Here is a 17,318-nt window from a genome sequence, read left to right on the forward strand (position 1 = left end):
GGGTGCCCGCGCCGGGGCACACGTCCCGGCCACGAGGACGTCCGGCTCGATGCCCGTACTGCTCGAACGCGAACCCCGTCCCCGTGCGCCCGCACCGGGTCTCGACCACCAGCGGATGTCCGACTCCCGGCAACTGCGGTGTCGCGAAGGCCGGCCCATTCGGCGGTTTCCGGGTACGTGGTCGCCGGCTCGCTGCGCCACCCTGATCTTCGCAGGCGCTTCTCGGTGGTCTCCTCGGCGTCGCCGCGCAGCGGAGAGCCGGCCCCTCGTCCCGCGGAGTCACCGCTCCGACGTGGCCGACCGCGCCGCGTGGGACGATAGGAGGACCCGTACCGAAGGAACATTGAGTGAGCTCGTTCGCCGACCAGACGTTCACGCCGCCGGAGCTGATCCGGAACTTCTGCATCATCGCCCACATCGACCACGGCAAGTCCACCCTGGCCGACCGGATGCTGCAGCTGACCGGCGTCGTCGAAGAACGTGCCATGCGCGCCCAGTACCTCGACCGGATGGACATCGAGCGTGAGCGCGGCATCACCATCAAGGCGCAGAACGTGCGGCTGCCGTGGGCGGTGACCCAGGAGGACGGCACGGTCAAGGAGCATGTGCTGCACCTCATCGACACCCCCGGCCACGTCGACTTCACCTACGAGGTGAGCCGGGCGCTGGAGGCGTGCGAGGGCGCGATCCTGCTGGTCGACGCCGCGCAGGGCATCGAGGCGCAGACGCTGGCCAACCTGTACCTGGCGCTGGAGAAGGACCTCACGATCATCCCGGTCCTCAACAAGATCGACCTGCCCGCGGCCGATCCGGACCGCTACGCCGCCGAGATCGCCCACATCATCGGCTGCGAGCCCGGCGACGTGCTGCGCGTGTCCGCCAAGACGGGTTCAGGCGTCCGCGAGCTGCTCGACGAGGTCGTCCGCCAGGTCCCGGCGCCGGTCGGCGACTCCGACGCCCCGGCCCGCGCGATGATCTTCGACTCGGTCTACGACACCTACCGCGGCGTCATCACCTACATCCGCGTGGTCGACGGCAAGATCACCCCGCGCGAGCGCATCAAGATGATGTCCACCGGCACCACGCACGAGCTGCTCGAGGTGGGCATCGTCTCGCCCGACCCCAAGCCGTCGCGGGGCCTGGGCGTCGGTGAGGTGGGCTACCTCATCACCGGCGTGAAGGACGTCCGGCAGTCGAAGGTCGGCGACACGATCACGAGCCTCCGCAACGGCGCCACCCAGCCGCTCGTCGGCTACCGGGAGCCGCGGCCGATGGTCTACTCGGGCCTCTACCCGGTGGACGGCTCCGACTACCCCGAGCTGCGCGACGCCCTGGACAAGCTCCAGCTCAACGACGCCGCCCTGACCTACGAGCCGGAGACGTCCGCCGCGCTGGGCTTCGGCTTCCGCTGTGGGTTCCTGGGCCTGCTGCACCTGGAGATCACCCGCGACCGGCTGGAGCGCGAGGCCGGCCTCGAGCTGATCTCCACCGCGCCCAACGTGGTCTACCGCGTGGTGCGCGACGACGGCGTCGAGCTGACCGTCACCAACCCGTCGGACTGGCCCACCGGCCGGGTCGCGCAGATCTTCGAGCCCATCGTCAAGGTGACGATCCTGGCGCCGTCGGAGTTCATCGGCGCGATCATGGAGCTGTGCCAGAGCAGGCGCGGTGAGCTCGGCGGCATGGACTACCTGTCGGAGACCCGCGTCGAGCTGCGCTACACCATGCCGCTCGCGGAGATCATCTTCGACTTCTTCGACGCGCTGAAGTCGCGCACCCGCGGCTACGCGAGCCTCGACTACGAGGAGGCGGGCGAGCAGGAGGCCGACCTCGTCAAGGTCGACATCATGCTGCAGGGAGAGCCCGTCGACGCGTTCTCGGCGATCCGGCACAAGGACAACGCGTACGCCTACGGCACGTCGATGACCACGAAGCTGCGCGAGCTGATCCCGCGCCAGCAGTTCGAGGTGCCGATCCAGGCCGCCATCGGCTCGCGCATCATCGCGCGCGAGAACATCCGAGCCATCCGCAAGGACGTCCTCGCGAAGTGCTACGGCGGTGACATCACCCGCAAGCGCAAGCTGCTGGAGAAGCAGAAGGAGGGCAAGAAGCGCATGAAGACCATCGGACGGGTCGAGGTGCCGCAGGAGGCCTTCGTCGCCGCGCTCTCCACCGACTCCGCCGCGGACAAGGCGAAGAAGTAGGCGGCACCCCTCGTCCCCCGCGCCGCGGCGCCTGTACGTCCCGGGACGGCGCGGGGGACGATGGGTCCATGACCATCCCCGGGGGAGTCGGTGCGGCGGCCGTCGTGCTGCTCGTCGTCCTGGTGCTCGGCCTGGCGGTCGGGCGCTCGAAGCGGCGGTGGGGCCTGCTGCTGGCCGGGGTGCTCGCGATCCTCGTGATCGGGTTCGTCGTCACCGCCGTGGGCGGGGGCGCCGGCGGGCGCGCCGACGACATCACCCGCCTCTACTCCGCCGCGCTCCCGCCGCTGGTGGTGTTCCTCGCCGGCTGGCTGTGCGCGCGGGCCAGCTGGTTCACGCGCATCGTCGTGATCGCGGCCGCTGCCCTGCTGCTGGCCGCGTTCCCCTACGCCGCCGCAGGCGGTGCCACGGCCGGGGTCCTGCCGCCGACACTCGGCTGACGGGCTCCCGCGCGCCGTACGTCTCCCTGTCGCCACGATGCGGGGCAGGGGGACGGACGGGTGGAATCGGTCGACGTCGCAGTCGTGCGCACCGACGACCGGACGCGCTTGAAGAGTGGGCGCTCCGGCATGGACAGACGTCCCGTCGACGGCCGGGTGCTGCCCGGCCGGTCCGGTGTGGACGGAGACACGACCTGCGACGTCGAGCACCACGGCGGCCCGGATCCGGCGGTCTACGCCTACTCCAGCGGCGGCCTCGACCTCTGGGCGGGGAGCTCGGTCGACCCGCCGCACCGGGTGGTGCGGGGGAGAACCTCACACTGCCCGGAGTGGACTGCTGCGGCGCCGTCGTCGGCGGGTGGGCAGGGCCGTGCTCGCGGTGCGCGGCCCCCGCATCCCGTGCCGGTGTTCGCCGCGTTCGTGGACGTGCCCGATCTCGTGAGCCGGTTCGTCGCCGCCGGCCGTCCCGGCGCCTACCTGGCCGTGGAGCGGGAGGCGCAGGTGCGGGCCGGGGACCCGATGACCCTGCTGGAGCGCCGGTCCCACGGCGCGACGGTGGGCGATGTGATGGCGGCGCTCACCGGCGACCGGGAACGGTTGCCGCAGGTACGTCTCGCCCGCGACCACATGGGGGCCCGCGGGCGGGACCGGCCGGAACGGACGGCGGATCTGTAGGAGAGCCGCACTAGTTCCCGGCCGGCTGGACGGCCAGGGCTTCGAGCAGGTCGGCGAGCTGGGCGCGCTCGACGGTGTGGGAACCGCCCAGAGCCGCGCCCGCGCCGCGCTCCACTTGACGGCAGACGCGCTCGACGACTGCACGACCGTCGGCCGCGAGGTGGACGAGGACACGCCGCCGGTCTACGGGGTCGGTGTTGCGGTAGGCCATCCGGGCCTCCACCAGACGGTCCACGACGCGGGTGGCCGTGGGGGCGGGTAGAGCAGTGTGCGAGGCGATCTCGCCCATGCTCCGGCCGCCTCCGCGCGCCAGCATCAACAGCACACGCCAGCCGTCCCGGCTGACGCCTTCCGCCGAGGTGACCGGCGACAACGCGGTGGCCACCGCGCGGTCCAGCCGGTCGAGGAGCTCGACCAAACCTGTCACGCGTGGCGCCGGGACGTAGACCGATCCCGGCGCCGTCCGACTTCGTGGCTCAGACACGGTGACTGACTGTACTTCCTGAGAGGACCATATGAGGTTCTCAGCGTGAGAAAAGTCCTTTCGGGCGGAGTAGCCGACGTCAGCGTGTGAAGACGATCTTGCCGGCGGTCTGCCCCTCGAGCATCGTGCGGAAGCCCTCTTCGGCCTTGTCCATGGGAAGTTCCAGCCCGATCTCCGGAGAGATCCCCGCGTTGGCGACGAAGGTGAGGAGATCGGCGAGCTCGTCACGCGTGCCCATCGTCGAGCCGACGACGCGCAACTGGAGGAAGAACAGCCGCTGGAGGTCGGCACCCGGGTTGGGGCCGCTCGTCGATCCCGAGACGACGATCACGCCGCCCGGCTTGAGCGCGCGCATCGAGTGTGACCACGTGGCGTCACCGACGGTCTCGAAAACCGCATCGACCTTGCCCGGCAGCCGCTCGCCCGAGGCGAACGTCTGGTGGGCGCCGAGCTTCTCCGCGAGCGCGCGCTTGTCGTCGCTGCGACCGGTGACCCACACCGTCATGCCGGCCGCGCGGCCCAGCTGGACGAGCGCGGTGGAGACGCCACCGGAGGCGCCCTGCACCAGCATCGTCTGCCCCGGGCGCAGGCCCGACTTCACGAACAGCATCCGGTACGCGGTGAGCCACGCGGTGCCCATGACCGCGGCCTGCACAGTGGACAGCCCGGCGGGCTTCGGCACGGCGTTGCGCGCCGGGATGACCACGGTGTCGGCCATGGCGCCCTGGTACTTCTCGGTGAGCAGGGTGCGCTTGGGGTCGAGGGTGTCGTCGCCCTGCCAGCCCGGGGCGTTGATCACGGAGTGGATGACGACCTCGGTGCCGTCCTCGAGAGTCCCGGCCCCGTCGCATCCGAGGATCATCGGGAACTGCTCGGGCTTGATGCCCACCCCGCGCAGCGTCCAGATGTCGTGCATGTTGAGGCTGGCTGCGGTGACCTTCACCTGCACCCAGCCCGCGGGCACCTCGGGATCGGGGCGCTCGCCCACGGTGAGGGAGTCGAGCGGAGCATCGGCATTGGGCTCTGCAGCGTAGACGGCGAACATGTCAGCGAATCTAGCCAAGTTCGGGCCGGGCTACTGTATGGGGCGTGGCACGTGCGATCGCGGACTGGTGGGATTCGGTCGAGCTGTGGCTCACGCAGCTCGCGTTCCCGTTCCAGGTGCTGCTCGCCATCGTCGTGATCGTGCCACTGTGCTGGTTCGTGGCGGCCGGTGTCGACCGCCTCGTGGATGTCGTGTCGTCCTACGTCGCCGAGACCCGCGGGCGCGAATGACCACCCCGGGCGCGAACGACCACCGGAGTGCCGCGGGTGGCGTCGTCCGCGGCCGAGGGCCCGCGGCCGCTCCGCGTGGTGCTGACGGGTGCCGCTCAGCCGCGCTGAGCCCCGCCGGCCGGCGCGGCTAGTGCCGTCAGCACCTCGGAGCAGCCCGCGTCCAGGCGCGCCGCCGCGAGCTCGTCGCCGCGCGTGATGCCGCGGTTGACGATCACCACCGGTACGCCGTGCTTGTGGGCGTGGCGGACGAAGCGCAGACCTGACATGACGGTCAGGGACGACCCGGCGACGAGCAGTGCCCCGGACGACGCGGCCATGTCGTCCACCCAGCCGTAGGCGCGGGCCACCCGGTCCTTGGGCACGTTCTCCCCGAAGAACACGACGTCGGGCTTGAGCGCCCCGCCGCACGCGGTGCAGCGGGCGAGCCGGAACCCGTCGACGGCGTCGAGCTCGGCGTCGCCGTCGGGGGCTACCTCGATGCCCGCGCCCCTCTCCTCGACGAACCCGGGGTTCAGCGCGGCGAACCGCCGCTGCAGCTCCTCGCGCGAGCTGCGAGCCCCGCAGCGCAGGCACATCACGTCGGCGATGCGGCCGTGCAGGTCGATCACGGCGCGGCTGCCGGCGGCCGTGTGCAGTCCATCGACGTTCTGGGTGATGAGCCCGTGCAGCACGCCGGAGCGTTCGAGATCGGTGATGGCGCGGTGGCCGACGTTGGGCTCGGCGCGGGCCATCCGGGCCCACCCGACGTGGCTGCGCGCCCAGTACCGCCGCTGGGCGACGTCACCGGAGACGAACTCCTGGTAGGTCATCGGGGTGCGGCGCGGGGAGCCGGGACCGCGGTAGTCGGGGATGCCGGAGTCGGTGGACAGGCCCGCCCCCGTCAACGCGACGAGGGGACGGCCGGCCAGCACGTCCAGCGCCTGCGCGAGGGGATCGGCCAGCAGCTCCACGCCTCCACGGTAGCTGTCGCGTTCGTCCAATGCGCGGCGTCCCGGTCCCGGCAGAATCCCCGGCATGGATCATCCCGACCACATGAGCCAGGCCGTCGACGTCGCCGTCGGGGCAATCCGCGGGGCCGGCCCCGCCCGCCTCGACGTCCCCACCCCGTGCGCGGAGTTCACCGCACGGAAGCTCCTGCACCACCTGGCGTTCGGGCTGCTGCTCGCCCAGCTCTCGGCCGAGCGCAGGGGCACGGACCCGAGCTGGACGAGCTACGACATCGCGCCCTACCTCGACGGCGTGCCCGAGGAGCAGTGGGCCGAGCTGGCCGCCGCGCAGGGTGCGGCCACCGCCCGCGCATGGGCCGACCCCGCAGCGTGGGAGGGCGAGACGACGTTCGGCGGCAGCCCGATGCCCGCCGCGGCGGTCGGCTCGATGATGACGTCGGAGTTCGTGCTGCACGGGTGGGACCTCGCCACGGCCACCGGCGGCACCGTCGACGTGTCCGAGGGGCTCGCCGCCACGGCACTGGAGGGCGTCCAGGCCATCGCGCAGATGGGCCGCGACGGCGGCTGGTTCGGCGCCGAGGTGGCGCTGCCCGCCGATGCGTCCACACTGGACCGGGCGCTCGCGGCGTCCGGCCGGGACCCCCGCTGGACGGCCTGACCGGTCTCAGCCGGGAGTCGTGAAGCCCCCGAACCCCTTGTCGGCGATGGTGTCGCACGCGGCGAAGTAGTTGTTCGCCCCGCCGAACCACACGTTCACCACGGGCGCCTTGCCGGGGATGTTGGTGCCCGTGAACCACGAGTGCACCTTCGCGCCCTGAGGCAGCAGCGTGCCGCTGACCACCTCCTGCACCTGGCGGCCCCAGTCCGCCTCGGCCTCCGCCGTCGCCTCCAGGACGCCGCCGTGCTCGCGGGCGTGGTCCAGCGCCCGGCCGATCCACTCGACGTTCTTCTCGATGCAGACCGGGATGTTCGCGAAGGGGCTCCCCGGGCCGCTGATGGTGAACAGGTTCGGGAAGTCGTGGACGGTGAGCCCGAGGTAGGTCGCCGGGCCGTCCGCCCACTTGTCCTTCAACGCCAGTCCGTCGCGACCCCGGATGTCGATGCCGGTGAGCGCACCGGTGACGGCGTCGAAGCCGGTGGCGAGCACCAGGACGTCGAACTCGTAGGACGCGTCGGCGGTGCGCAGGCCGGTGGGGGTGATCTCCCGGATCGGCGCGCTGCCGACGTCGATCAGCGTGATGTTGTCCCGGTTGTAGGCCTCGTAGTAGTCGTGCCCGGCCGGAGGCCGCTTGCTCGCGTAGGGATAGCCCTTGGGGCACAGCAGTTCGGCGGTCGCGGGGTCGTGCACGATCTCGCGGATCTTGGAGCGGATGAACTCCGCGGCGGACTCGTTGGCGGCCGGGTCGACGATGATGTCGTCGAAGGTCTCGAAGAGGAACCGGAACCCGCCGGACTTCCAGCCCTCCTCGAAGATCTGCCGCTGCTCGTCGGCGGTGAAGTCCCCGGCCGGTCCGTGGCCGGGTTCGAACGGCATCGCGAAGGAGTGGTCGCGCGCCTTCTGCAGGATCTCGTAGTGCCGTGCCTTGAGGTCGGCGATCTCGTCGGGCTCCATCGGCCGGTTCTGGGCCGGCACCACGTAGTTCGGGGTCCGCTGGAACACCGTGAGGTGTGCGGCCTCCTGCGCGATGAGCGGGATGGCCTGCACCCCGGTTGCCCCGGTGCCGATGATGCCGACGCGTTTGCCGGACAGGTCGACGCCGTCGGCAGGCCAACGGCAGGTCATGTAGGTCTCACCGGTGAACGAGTCCAGGCCGGGGAAGTCCGGGATGTGCGGCTCGGTCAGCAGCCCCAGTCCGGTCACCACGAACCGCGACCGGACGCTCTCGCCGGTGTCGGTCGTGACCTCCCAGGTGCCCGAGCCCTCGTCGAACACCGCCGACTCCACGCGCGTGCCGAACGTGATGTCGCGTTTCAGGTCGAACTTGTCGGCGACGAAGTTCAGGTAGCGCAGCATCTCCGGCTGGCCCGGGTAGCGCTCGGACCAGGTCCACTCCGCGACGACCTCGGGGGAGAAGGACAGGCAGTAGTAGTAGCACTCGCTGTCCGTGCGGGCGCCGGGGTAGCGGTTCCAGAACCACGTCCCGCCGATGCCGTCGCCTGCCTCCAGGACGCGCGTGTGCAGCCCGGACTCCCGGGCGCGATGGAGCATGGCGAGGCCGGCGAACCCGGCCCCGATGACGACGAGGTCGAGATCGGTCTGCTGCTCGGACATCGGTGTTCTCCTCGGTCGGTCGCGGGCGGGTCAGAGGCCGAGGCGCGGGCGGAGCCAGGCCGCCATCGCCGCGATCGTCGCGTCGGCTTCGGGCGCGCGTCCTGCGGAGAACGTGAAGACGTGCTGCATCTCCGGGACGATCTCGAGCGTCGAGTCCACGCCGGCCGTCCTGGCCCGCTCGTGGAAGCGCTCGGCGTTGTCCTGCAACGTCTCGTGGCTGCCCGCGCACGTGTACATCGGCGGAAGACCTGTGGGGTCCGAGTGGAGCGGGTTGGCGTGCGGGTGCGTCGGGTCGCCGCCGTCGCCGAGGAACATGCCCGACATCCCCTGGAGGATCTCCCGGCTCACCAGCGCGTCCGTGGCGCTGTTGCTCTCCAGCGTCTTGCCGAGGTGCTCCATGTCCAGCCACGGGGACATCGGCAGGATCGCCGCCGGCAGCGGATCGCCGTCGTCGCGCAGCTTGAGCACGGTGCTGATCGCGAGGTTGCCGCCCGCCGAGTCGCCCGTCGTCGCGATGTGGCCGGGCTCGACGCCCTGGGCCAGCAGCCATCGGTAGGCCGCGACGGCGTCCTCGAGCTGCGCCGGGAACGGGTGCTCGGGCGCCAGCCGGTAGTCCAGTACCAGCGCGCGGGCTCCGACGGCCTTCGCCAGGTGCCCGGCGAGCTTGCGGTGGGTGGCGGTGGACCCCACGACGAACCCGCCGCCGTGGGTGAACAGCAGCACCCGGTCGTCGGCGGCGCCCACGGGCAGGCACCACAGGGCGGGCACGCCACCGGCGTCGACCTCCTCGTACGTGACGCCGGTGGGTTCGGCGGTGGGCCGGTGCCACTCCTCGAACAGGTCGCGGAGGGTGGCCACGTCCATGTCGGGCGCGGCCGCCATCCGGTCGGACCAGCTCTGGTAGATCGTCCGCAGCTCGTCGGACTCGATGCTCGCCATCCCCGGATCATGTGACTGTGAGCACAGCGAAACTGTCCGACTATGCAACAGCACCCGAACGGCCCCATCGTCTGTAGCGTTCTGGGACACTGAGACCTGGGTCACCGTGTGCTTGACTCGTCCTGCTCGGCGCGACGAAGCGACGACGCGACGGAGGAGATGCGGGTGACCCTCGGCGAGCGTGAAGGGCTGCTCCGCACTGCCCGGGAGAGGTTCCTCGCCGACGGCGCGGGCGCGCCGGCACTGCGCCCGGAGATCGCCTCGTCCTGGCGGCGGTCCCGGATGCAGGGCGTCACCCCGAACGGTGACGACGTGCCGTTCGAGCCCGTGCTCGGCGATGCGAACCAGATGCTCACCGTCGCGGCCACGCCGGTGCTCGACTGGCTCGCCGACCACCTCGACGGCGGCACGGCCGTGATCCTGGCCGACGCCGACGCGCGCATCCTCGACCGCCGCGCCGACGGCCGGACGCTGTCGCGGCACCTGGACAAGGTGCTCGCGGCGCCGGGGTTCTGCTTCGGAGAGGAGCACATCGGCACCAACGGGATCGGCAGCGTCCTCGAGTCCAGCGGTCCCGTGATGATCGCGGGAGCCGAGCACTTCCGCGACAACCTGCAGGACTTCACGTGCGTCGGCGCGCCGTTGCGCCACCCCGTGAACCGGCGGGTGGTGGGCGTCCTCGACGTCTGCTGCCGCTACGACGACACGAGCGAGCTGATGAAACCGCTCATGCTCGCCGCGTCGCGGGAGATCGAGTCGCGGATGTACGCCGAGTCGTCGCTGCGCGAGCGGATGCTGCTCGAGGACTTCCTCCAGGTCTCGCGCCGGACGTCGGCGGCGGTGGTGTCGCTCAACCAGGACTTCATCATCACGAACACCGCTGCCGCCAAGCTGCTCGATGCGGCGGACCACGCGCTGCTGTGGGACTGGGCCTCCACCGTGCTGGCCGGGCGTGCCGAGTGCACCGGCGAGATCCGGCTCGGGCGCGACGTCGTGGTGCAGGCCCGCGCCCGCACCGTCGGCGAGGGTGGCCACGACGCCGCGGGTGTCCTCATCGAGATGCGCAGGCGCGGCCCGGGATCCACGGCGCGTCGACGCCCCTCGCCGGCCCGTTCGCGCAGCGAGGCGCTGCTGCCCGGGCGTAGCGCCGCGTGGCAGCGGGCGTGCCTGGAGCTCGCCACGGCCGCGCGCTCCGGCCTGGACGTCCTGGTCACCGGAGAGGCCGGAGCCGGCAAGCAGCGTGCCGCGCGACAGCTCGGGGATGGTGACGCGACCACCGTGCTGGACGTGGCGCTCGTCCTCGAGAACCCGGTCTGGCTCGACCAGCTCCGCAGGCGGCTGTCGTTGCCCGGCCTGGTGGTGCTGGCCCACCTCGACCTCGCTCCGGACGCCGCGTGTCCGCCGCTCGCCGCAGTCCTCGACGACCACAGCGGACGGGAGGCCCGCCTCGCCGCCACCGCCGGCTCGCCCGCCGGGGACGCGGCCGCCGCGCGCCTGTTCGACCGCTTCCCTGCGAGGGTCGAGATCCCACCGCTGCGCTACCGGCCCGAGGACATCGCCGACATCGCGCCCGTGCTGATCCGCGACCGCAGCCCGGACGGTCCGACCCCACGGCTGCAGGCGGGTGCCCTGCAGGTGCTGATGGCTCTGGACTGGCCGGGCAACCTCCGCGAGCTCGACGCCGCGCTCAGCGCCGGGCTGCTGCGCGCGATGGGATCCGACATCGCGCTGACCCACTTGCCGTCCGAGTACCGACAGGCGGCCCCGCGCCGTCGCCTGGCCTCCCTCAAGCGCGCCGAGCGCGAGACCATCCTCGCCGCCCTGGACGACGCCGCGGGCAACAAGCTCGCGGCCGCCGAGCGGCTCGGCATCGCGCGGTCCACGCTCTACCGCAAGATGCGGGCCCTCGGCCTTGACGACAAGCGCTGGGGCGCCTGACCGGGCTCAGCCCGGCGTGACGGCCCATGCGGGCGGGCGCTTCTCCGCGAACGCCCGCATGCCCTCCTGGCCCTCGTCGGCGGCGAAGAACCCGGCCGACAGCGCGAGCATCTCGTCGAACTGCTCGCCCATCGTCGGCGGGCGCTCGCCGGCCTGAGTCGTTCGGGCGAGCATCGCCTTCGTCGCCGCGAGCGCGCTCGGCGCCCCCAGCCGCAGCATCTCGACGTAGCGGGCCACCTCGGCGTCGAGCCCGTCGGCGGGCACCGCGGCGTTGAGCAGACCGACGGCGGTGGCACGCGCGGCGCCGAACGTCTCGCCGGTGAGGAACAGCTCGTGCGCGGCGCGGGGCAGCAGCCGGGGCAGCACCGTCACGGAGATGACGGCCGGCACCACGCCGATGCGGACCTCGCTGAACGCGAACGTGGCCTCCTGCGCGGCGATCGCGATGTCGCACGCGGCCACGATCCCCACCCCGCCGGCCCGTGCCGCTCCCGCGAGCCGGGCGACCACGGGTTTGGGGGAGGTCCAGATCAGCTCCAGGATCTGCGGCACGTCCCGGATGCCCTGCTCCTGCGAGGACGCCCCGCGCGTCTCCTTGAGGTCCATCCCGGCGCAGAACACGCGCCCGGTGTGGGTCAGGACGATCACGCGCGCCGCGTCGTCGGCGATGGCCGTGCGCAGGTGCGCGAGCAGCTCACCGCGCAGCTGGGCCGACAGCGCGTTGCGGTTGGCGGGGGAGTCGAGGGTGATCGTCGCGACGCCGGCCTCGACGTCGAGGTGCACGAGCTCGGTCATGCCCGGACCGTATCCCGTCGCCGAGCAGGCGGCCGAGCGCCATCAGCTCGCCGTGGCGGCCGTCTCGATCAGCTTCCCGCGCTCCAGCGCGAGGACCTGGTCGGCGTGGCGGACGTCGCCGAGCCGGTGGGGGACGTCGACGCCGATGAGCGGCTGGTCCCCTCATGACCGTGATCGTGGTCGACACCGAGCTGCGCGACGCTGCGGGCAGGCTGGTGGGGCGGGTGACGCAGAGGCAGGCGGTGCTGCGCCGAGCCGGCCGCCCCGGGAATGGCGCACCCGGGGTGAACCGTCAGGTCGGGACGGCCGAGTGTGCCGCGTCGCGGCGGGCGACCTCCTGGCGCACCAGCGGGATCACCTCGCGACCGAACTCCTTCGCGTCCTCGAGCAGGGCGTAGCCACGGGCGGACAGGATCCGGACGCCGAGGTCGTAGTAGTCCATGAGCGCCGCGGCCACGGTCTCGGGCGTGCCGACGAGCGCGGTGGAGTTGCCCGCACCGCCCGTGGCCTGCGCCGTGACCGTCCACAGTGCACGGTCGTGGCGCTCGCCCTGCGCCGCGACGGCGAGCAGCCGCTGGGAACCGGCGTTCTCCGGGTCGGTGAGCTTGTGGCGGCGGGTGAGCTGCGCCGTGCCGCCCTTCGTCCGGTCCTGGATGCGGGCGACCGTGGCGTAGGCCTTCTCCCAGGCCTCCTCCTCGGTGCGCCCGAGGATCGGCCGGAACGCCACCTGGAACTGCGGCGCCGGACGTCCGGCGGCGCGGGCCAGGTCGGTGATCGTGGCGATCTGCTCGGCGGTGCCGGCCAGCGGCTCGCCCCACAGCGCGTAGATGTCGGCCTCCTCGGCGCCCACCCGGTACGCGGCCGGCGACGAGCCGCCGAAGGAGATCTTGGGGCGCGGCTTCTGAGCGGGTTCGACGTCGAGCACGAAGTCGTCGAAGGAGTAGTGCTCGCCGTGGAAGTCGAACGGCTCGCGGGACGTCCAGGCCAACTTGTAGATCTCGATGGCCTCGCGGGTGCGGGCGTAGCGCTGGTCCTTGGGCAGGATGTCGCCCTCGCGCTGCTGCTCGTGGTCGTTGCCGCCGGTGATGACGTGCAGCGTCAGCCGTCCGTCGGAGATCTGGTCGAGCGTGGCCACCGTCTTCGCCGCGAACGTCGGGTAGGAGACGTTGGGGCGGTGCGCGAGCAGCAGCTGCAGGCGCTCGGTGTTGCAGGCGATCAGCGCCGCGGCCTGCGCGGGGTCGGGGCTGCCGGAGCCGTACGCGGTGAGGACGCGGTCCCAGCCGGTGTCCTCGTGGGCCTTGGCCAGCGCGAGCGTGTAGTCCTTGTCGAAGGCGGGGCCGGTGCGGGGGTCGGTCTCGGAGCCGTTGTTGGTGGCGCCGATGCCGAGGAACTCGACGGGCATGGTGGGGTCCTTCCGGGAGGCGGGATCAGGGCTGCGGGGAGCCCGGACAGGCTGCCGAGCAGACGCGACCGAGGTCGACGTGGGGGCGGCTCACCAGCGGAACCCGGATGGACACGCTCTCCAGGACAGCACCGGTGAGTGCCGCGGTCAACAGCGCGACGACGGCGGTCACAGCCCGCTCTCCTCGGCGCAGCAGGTATCCGGCCCGGATCGACGCCGAGCCGTCGCGAGCGGTGAGGGGGCCCCGCCGCCCACCTCGCCACCCTGCGCCGTGGAACGCGTATCCGGCTCCGATCGGCCGCGATTGCTGCTGCGGCGGTGAGGGTGGGTCGGCGATCATGGGCGCGTGACCGCGGACCGCGACCTGCACCCCGGTGATACGTCCAGCCCCGTGCTGCTGCACGTCCCGCACGCCGGGACGCGCGTGCCCGGGTGGGTGCGGTCGCGCCTCCTCCTCTCCGACGCCGAGCTGGCCGCCGAGGCCGCGGCCCTCACCGACCACCGCACCGACGTCCTCGCCCTGGCCGCGGCCGGACTCGCCGCCGTCCGGCCGTTCGCGCTGGTCAACCGCGTGTCGCGGTTCGTCGTGGACGTCGAGCGGTTTCCCGACGAGCGCGAGGAGATGGCCGCGGTCGGCATGGCGGCGGTCTACGCCCACGGCACACGGGGGCAGCGGATCAGGGCCGACGACCCCGCGCACGCCGAGGAGCTGCTCGCGGCGTTCTACCGGCCGTGGGCCGACGCCGCCGAGGCCGCCGTGGGCGACCGGACGGCCGCGACGGGCCGGGCCGTGCTGCTCGACGTCCACTCCTACTCGCACGAGCCGCTGCCCTACGAGCTGCACGCCGACGGCCCCCGCCCCGCGATCTGCCTCGGCACCGACGCGTTCCACACCCCGCCCTGGCTGCTCGACGCCGCGCGGGAGGCGTTCTCGCCCCTCGGGACGGTGGGGACGGACAGCCCGTTCGCCGGCACGTACGTCCCGCTGAGCCGGTACGGCACCGATGCGCGAGTGGCGTCGCTGATGCTGGAGATCCGCCGCGACGTCCTCGGTGAGCAGGAGGCGGCCGTCGCGCGGGCGCTGGCGGCGCTGGTGGACGCGGTGCGGGTGCGGTGATCGCCGTCCAACGCCCGCCGGTCCGGGGGCGCCGGTGTGCGGCCGGTGCCGATCACGGGGCGGGCCGCCGGGTGGGCGTGTGGACGTGGGGAGCGGTGATCGTCGGCGACCGTACTTCGGCGCCCTGCCATGGGCGGTGGCGTGCGGCACGCGCCGACCAGGGGCGTGAGCCGCACCCGATCCGCTGGCCGGTGCCCCGATCCGCATTTAGAGTCGTGATATGGGGACGCGGCTCGTGTGGCGCAGGCACGTGGACCTCTGCCGCACGCACGCAGACCTCTGAGCGCCGGACGCACCCCGTCCGACCTCCGAGAGGAACCCATGACCTCCGCGATCGCGATCGTCGGCGCCGGGCCGCGCGGCACCGGCGTCCTGGAGCGCATCGGCGCCAGCGCCCCGGAACTCCATCCGGGCGGCATCGACGTCCACCTGATCGACCCGTACCCGGCGGGCGCCGGGCGGATCTGGCGCCACGAGCAGTCGCCCCTGCTGGCCATGAACTCGATGGCCGCGGACGTCACGATGTTCACCGACGAGTCCGTGATCTGCGACGGGCCCGTCGTCCCGGGGCCGTCGTTCTGGGACTGGGCGCAGACCGGGCCCGATGTGGCCCCCGAGCTGCGGGACGAGCTGTGCGCGGTCACCGCGTCGACGTTCCCGAGCAGACGGCTGCAGAGCGAGTACCTCGCGTGGGTGCTGCGGCACGTGATCGCCGAGCTGCCCGACGGCATCCGCGTGCACATCCACCGCACCCGCGCCACGGGTCTCACCGAGGACGGCGCCACGCAGGTCGTCCACCTGGCCGAGGGCAGGGCGGGCGGGCCGACGACGCTGCGCGTCGACTCGGTGGTGCTCGCCTCCGGCCACCTCGACGCCACCCCCACCGACGACGAGCTGGCCATCGCCGCCCGCGCCGCCGAGCGGGGCCTGCGCTACCTGCCTCCCGAACAGACCACCGACTCGGACCTGTCGGTGATCGCGCCCGGTGAGACGGTGATCGCGCGCGGGCTGGGGCTGGCGTTCGTCGACCTCGCGGTGCTGCTGTTCGAGGGCCGCGGCGGGCGCTTCGTCGAGGACGGCGACCACCTCCGCTACGTCCCGTCCGGTGCCGAGCCGCGGCTGGTGGCCGGGTCGCCGCGCGGTGCGCCCTACCACTCCAAGACCCACTACCAGCTGCTCGGCGGCCGTCCGCCGCTGCCGCGCTTCTTCGGCCCCGACGTCGTCGACCTCCTGATCGCCTCGGACGAGCCCGTCGAGCTGCGCACGCAGGCCTGGCCGTTGATGGCGAAGGAGATCGCCTGGGGTTGGTACCACGAGCTGTTCGTCGGCCACCCCGAGGTGGTCGCGCTGGCGTGGGAGGAGTTCGCGGAGCGGTTCGCCGCGCTGGAGTGGGACTCACCCGCGATGCTCGAACTGATCGCCGCCGCCGTTCCCGACCCGATCGACCGCCTCGACCTCGACGCCCTCGACCGTCCCATGGCGGGGGTGGCCGCCCCGAGCCTGGACGCGCTGCAGCCGCTGATCCGCGACCGCATCGCCGAGGACCTGCGCCGCCACGTCGACGAGCGCCACACCCCGTACCTGGGGGCCTTCGTCGCGATGCTGTCGGTGTACGGCGAGACCACCCGGCTCGCCGGGTCCGGTGCCCTGTCCGCGCGGTCGCGGTCGTCGGACATGACCTGGTGGCAGGGCTTCTTCAACTCCGTCGCGAGCGGCCCGCCCGGCTTCCGGGTGCGCCAGCTGCTCGCCCTCTCCCGCGCCGGGTTCATCGAGTTCCTCGGCGAGGGCATGTGGGTGGACGTCGGCGAGGACGGGTTCCGTGCCGGGAGCACCGCGCTCGCGGGCGCGCCGCCCGTGACGTCGACGGTGCTGGTAGACGCCCGGCTGCCCGGCCCGAGCGCCGCCCGCAGTGTCGACCCGCTCGTCGCCTCGCTGACACGGGACGGCGAGCTGAGCGAGGACGTCCTCGTCGACGACGACGGCACGGTGCTGCGCAACACCGGCCTGATCCGGGTCCGCCCGGCCGACGGCGCTGTCCTGGAGGCCGACGGCGAGGTGCATCCGCGGCGGTTCGCCGTCGGCCCGCACACCACCGTCAAGGTCGCCGGGGCGTTCACGCGCCCGGGTATGAACGCGCAGAGCCTGCGCTACAACGACGCCGTCGCGCGCGCCGTGCTGCTGAGCCTCCCACGGGCGGTCGCCGCCGCGGCCTGACGCGGTCAGGCCGTGGCCTGGGGACCTTGTTCGATGAGAGCCGGGATCCAGGTGGTTCCTCGCGAGACGCCGTCCGCAGCTCCTACCGGGGTATCGCAGGGCGGCGACGCCGCGAGGGGCCGCCTGGGCGCGCGAGCGACCCGGTGGACGTTCGTGGCCGCGACACTAGGAGCCGCCGGCCGCGTCCGGGTTGCGCTGGGGCCGCTCGTGGGGCCCGTCGGCCGGGAACTCGCCGCTGAGCCGGGAGTGCCGTGACTGCCGGGGGATGAGGGGCCGGATGTCGGCGACCGGCTCGTCCTGCGTCGTGTCGTGCCGCCGCGGCCGCGGGGTCGTCGTGCCCGGCAGCCGGGAGATCATCCGCACGATCGGCAGCACCGACGTCGGTACGTGATCGGGTTCGGCCTCCGGTCGCAGCGTCGGCAGCGGCGCCACGTACGGCCGGGGACGGAGGGGGACCGGTTCCGCTGCCGTGAGTGCGTGCCTCGCGGTGGGAGCCGAGACGGGCGCGGGAGCGGATGCGGGAGTCGGAGCCGACCGGCCGGGAACAGCGGGCGGCGTGCCGGCCCGGCGCCGCGGCGTGGGCTGCGGCCCGGTGGCGGGCCGGGGCTCGATGCCGGGA

General features: G+C 72.8%; 17 protein-coding genes. 8 read left to right on the forward strand and 9 right to left on the reverse strand.

Going from position 1 to position 17,318, the window contains the following annotated elements; genetic code table 11:
• Window positions 1-347: 347 nt before the first annotated feature.
• The 3 genes from lepA (at window position 348) to JWR81_RS05805 (ending at window position 3,316) form a co-directional block, all read left to right on the forward strand.
• Window positions 348-2,204, forward strand: coding sequence for a translation elongation factor 4 (gene lepA / locus JWR81_RS05795; protein ID WP_297647644.1), 1,857 nt, complete (start codon window positions 348-350; stop codon window positions 2,202-2,204).
• 68 nt (window positions 2,205-2,272) lie between these two features.
• Window positions 2,273-2,641 (forward strand): hypothetical protein, encoded by a 369-nt coding sequence (locus JWR81_RS05800; protein WP_297647648.1) that lies wholly within the window; start codon window positions 2,273-2,275, stop codon window positions 2,639-2,641.
• 129 nt (window positions 2,642-2,770) lie between these two features.
• Window positions 2,771-3,316, forward strand: a complete 546-nt coding sequence (locus JWR81_RS05805; RefSeq protein ID WP_297647650.1) for an MOSC domain-containing protein — start codon at window positions 2,771-2,773, stop codon at window positions 3,314-3,316.
• A 10-nt stretch (window positions 3,317-3,326) separates the two neighbouring features.
• Here JWR81_RS05805 and JWR81_RS05810 read toward each other — a convergent pair whose 3' ends face one another.
• Together JWR81_RS05810 and JWR81_RS05815 are read right to left on the reverse strand one after the other, a co-directional pair.
• Window positions 3,327-3,743 carry a MarR family transcriptional regulator gene (locus tag JWR81_RS05810; RefSeq protein WP_297647653.1) on the reverse strand — a complete coding sequence of 139 codons (417 nt, stop codon included), beginning with the start codon at window positions 3,741-3,743 and terminating at the stop codon, window positions 3,327-3,329.
• 136 nt (window positions 3,744-3,879) lie between these two features.
• Window positions 3,880-4,845 carry a zinc-binding dehydrogenase gene (locus JWR81_RS05815; protein WP_297647656.1) on the reverse strand — a complete coding sequence of 322 codons (966 nt, stop codon included), beginning with the start codon at window positions 4,843-4,845 and terminating at the stop codon, window positions 3,880-3,882.
• Between the two features lie 44 nt (window positions 4,846-4,889).
• On the opposite strand from JWR81_RS05815, the gene JWR81_RS05820 reads away from it, so the two are divergent.
• Window positions 4,890-5,075 (forward strand): hypothetical protein, encoded by a 186-nt coding sequence (locus JWR81_RS05820; RefSeq protein WP_297647659.1) that lies wholly within the window; start codon window positions 4,890-4,892, stop codon window positions 5,073-5,075.
• Window positions 5,076-5,170: 95 nt separating this feature from the next.
• On the opposite strand, the gene JWR81_RS05825 is transcribed toward JWR81_RS05820, so the two are convergent.
• Window positions 5,171-6,019, reverse strand: a complete 849-nt coding sequence (locus JWR81_RS05825; protein WP_297647693.1) for an NAD-dependent protein deacetylase — start codon at window positions 6,017-6,019, stop codon at window positions 5,171-5,173.
• A gap of 70 nt (window positions 6,020-6,089) precedes the next feature.
• Here JWR81_RS05825 and JWR81_RS05830 point away from each other — a divergent pair, with 70 nt between their 5' ends.
• Window positions 6,090-6,680 carry a TIGR03086 family metal-binding protein gene (locus tag JWR81_RS05830; RefSeq protein ID WP_297647662.1) on the forward strand — a complete coding sequence of 197 codons (591 nt, stop codon included), beginning with the start codon at window positions 6,090-6,092 and terminating at the stop codon, window positions 6,678-6,680.
• 6 nt (window positions 6,681-6,686) lie between these two features.
• Here the strand turns inward: JWR81_RS05830 and JWR81_RS05835 are convergent, their stop codons facing one another.
• Complete coding sequence (locus tag JWR81_RS05835; protein ID WP_297647665.1) at window positions 6,687-8,294, reverse strand: NAD(P)/FAD-dependent oxidoreductase; 1,608 nt, start codon at window positions 8,292-8,294, stop codon at window positions 6,687-6,689.
• A 30-nt stretch (window positions 8,295-8,324) separates the two neighbouring features.
• Window positions 8,325-9,233, reverse strand: a complete 909-nt coding sequence (locus JWR81_RS05840; protein WP_297647668.1) for an alpha/beta hydrolase — start codon at window positions 9,231-9,233, stop codon at window positions 8,325-8,327.
• A gap of 165 nt (window positions 9,234-9,398) precedes the next feature.
• On the opposite strand from JWR81_RS05840, the gene JWR81_RS05845 reads away from it, so the two are divergent.
• Window positions 9,399-11,171 carry a helix-turn-helix domain-containing protein gene (locus tag JWR81_RS05845; RefSeq protein ID WP_297647671.1) on the forward strand — a complete coding sequence of 591 codons (1,773 nt, stop codon included), beginning with the start codon at window positions 9,399-9,401 and terminating at the stop codon, window positions 11,169-11,171.
• 6 nt (window positions 11,172-11,177) lie between these two features.
• Here the strand turns inward: JWR81_RS05845 and JWR81_RS05850 are convergent, their stop codons facing one another.
• The 3 genes from JWR81_RS05850 to JWR81_RS05860 form a co-directional block, all read right to left on the reverse strand.
• Complete coding sequence (locus tag JWR81_RS05850) at window positions 11,178-11,966, reverse strand: enoyl-CoA hydratase-related protein (RefSeq protein WP_297647674.1); 789 nt, start codon at window positions 11,964-11,966, stop codon at window positions 11,178-11,180.
• 292 nt (window positions 11,967-12,258) lie between these two features.
• Entirely contained in the window at window positions 12,259-13,368 is a 1,110-nt protein-coding gene (locus tag JWR81_RS05855; protein WP_297647677.1) for an LLM class flavin-dependent oxidoreductase, read from the reverse strand.
• Window positions 13,369-13,393: 25 nt separating this feature from the next.
• Window positions 13,394-13,540: a hypothetical protein gene (locus JWR81_RS05860; RefSeq protein WP_297647680.1), complete on the reverse strand. Its 147-nt coding sequence runs from the start codon at window positions 13,538-13,540 to the stop codon at window positions 13,394-13,396.
• Window positions 13,541-13,714: 174 nt separating this feature from the next.
• Here JWR81_RS05860 and JWR81_RS05865 point away from each other — a divergent pair, with 174 nt between their 5' ends.
• Window positions 13,715-14,485: an N-formylglutamate amidohydrolase gene (locus tag JWR81_RS05865; RefSeq protein WP_297647683.1), complete on the forward strand. Its 771-nt coding sequence runs from the start codon at window positions 13,715-13,717 to the stop codon at window positions 14,483-14,485.
• A 321-nt stretch (window positions 14,486-14,806) separates the two neighbouring features.
• Window positions 14,807-16,699, forward strand: a complete 1,893-nt coding sequence (locus JWR81_RS05870; protein ID WP_297647686.1) for an FAD/NAD(P)-binding domain-containing protein — start codon at window positions 14,807-14,809, stop codon at window positions 16,697-16,699.
• Between the two features lie 165 nt (window positions 16,700-16,864).
• Here the strand turns inward: JWR81_RS05870 and JWR81_RS05875 are convergent, their stop codons facing one another.
• Window positions 16,865-17,131: a hypothetical protein gene (locus JWR81_RS05875; protein WP_297647690.1), complete on the reverse strand. Its 267-nt coding sequence runs from the start codon at window positions 17,129-17,131 to the stop codon at window positions 16,865-16,867.
• Between the last annotated feature and the right edge of the window lie 187 nt (window positions 17,132-17,318).

This window comes from Pseudonocardia sp. (genome assembly GCF_025965585.1).
Classification (GTDB): Bacteria; Actinomycetota; Actinomycetes; order Mycobacteriales; family Pseudonocardiaceae; genus Pseudonocardia.

What these genes read in the sequence shown, in the direction of transcription:
- JWR81_RS05855 (WP_297647677.1), bottom strand. Translation starts at nt 13,368, where the DNA reads ATGCCCGTCGAGTTCCTCGGCATCGGCGCCACCAACAACGGCTCCGAG.
- JWR81_RS05815 (WP_297647656.1), bottom strand. Translation starts at nt 4,845, where the DNA reads ATGTTCGCCGTCTACGCTGCAGAGCCCAATGCCGATGCTCCGCTCGAC.
- JWR81_RS05830 (WP_297647662.1), top strand. Translation starts at nt 6,090, where the DNA reads ATGGATCATCCCGACCACATGAGCCAGGCCGTCGACGTCGCCGTCGGG.
- JWR81_RS05840 (WP_297647668.1), bottom strand. Translation starts at nt 9,233, where the DNA reads ATGGCGAGCATCGAGTCCGACGAGCTGCGGACGATCTACCAGAGCTGG.
- JWR81_RS05805 (WP_297647650.1), top strand. Translation starts at nt 2,771, where the DNA reads ATGGACAGACGTCCCGTCGACGGCCGGGTGCTGCCCGGCCGGTCCGGT.
- JWR81_RS05835 (WP_297647665.1), bottom strand. Translation starts at nt 8,294, where the DNA reads ATGTCCGAGCAGCAGACCGATCTCGACCTCGTCGTCATCGGGGCCGGG.
- JWR81_RS05870 (WP_297647686.1), top strand. Translation starts at nt 14,807, where the DNA reads ATGACCTCCGCGATCGCGATCGTCGGCGCCGGGCCGCGCGGCACCGGC.
- JWR81_RS05850 (WP_297647674.1), bottom strand. Translation starts at nt 11,966, where the DNA reads ATGACCGAGCTCGTGCACCTCGACGTCGAGGCCGGCGTCGCGACGATC.
- JWR81_RS05800 (WP_297647648.1), top strand. Translation starts at nt 2,273, where the DNA reads ATGACCATCCCCGGGGGAGTCGGTGCGGCGGCCGTCGTGCTGCTCGTC.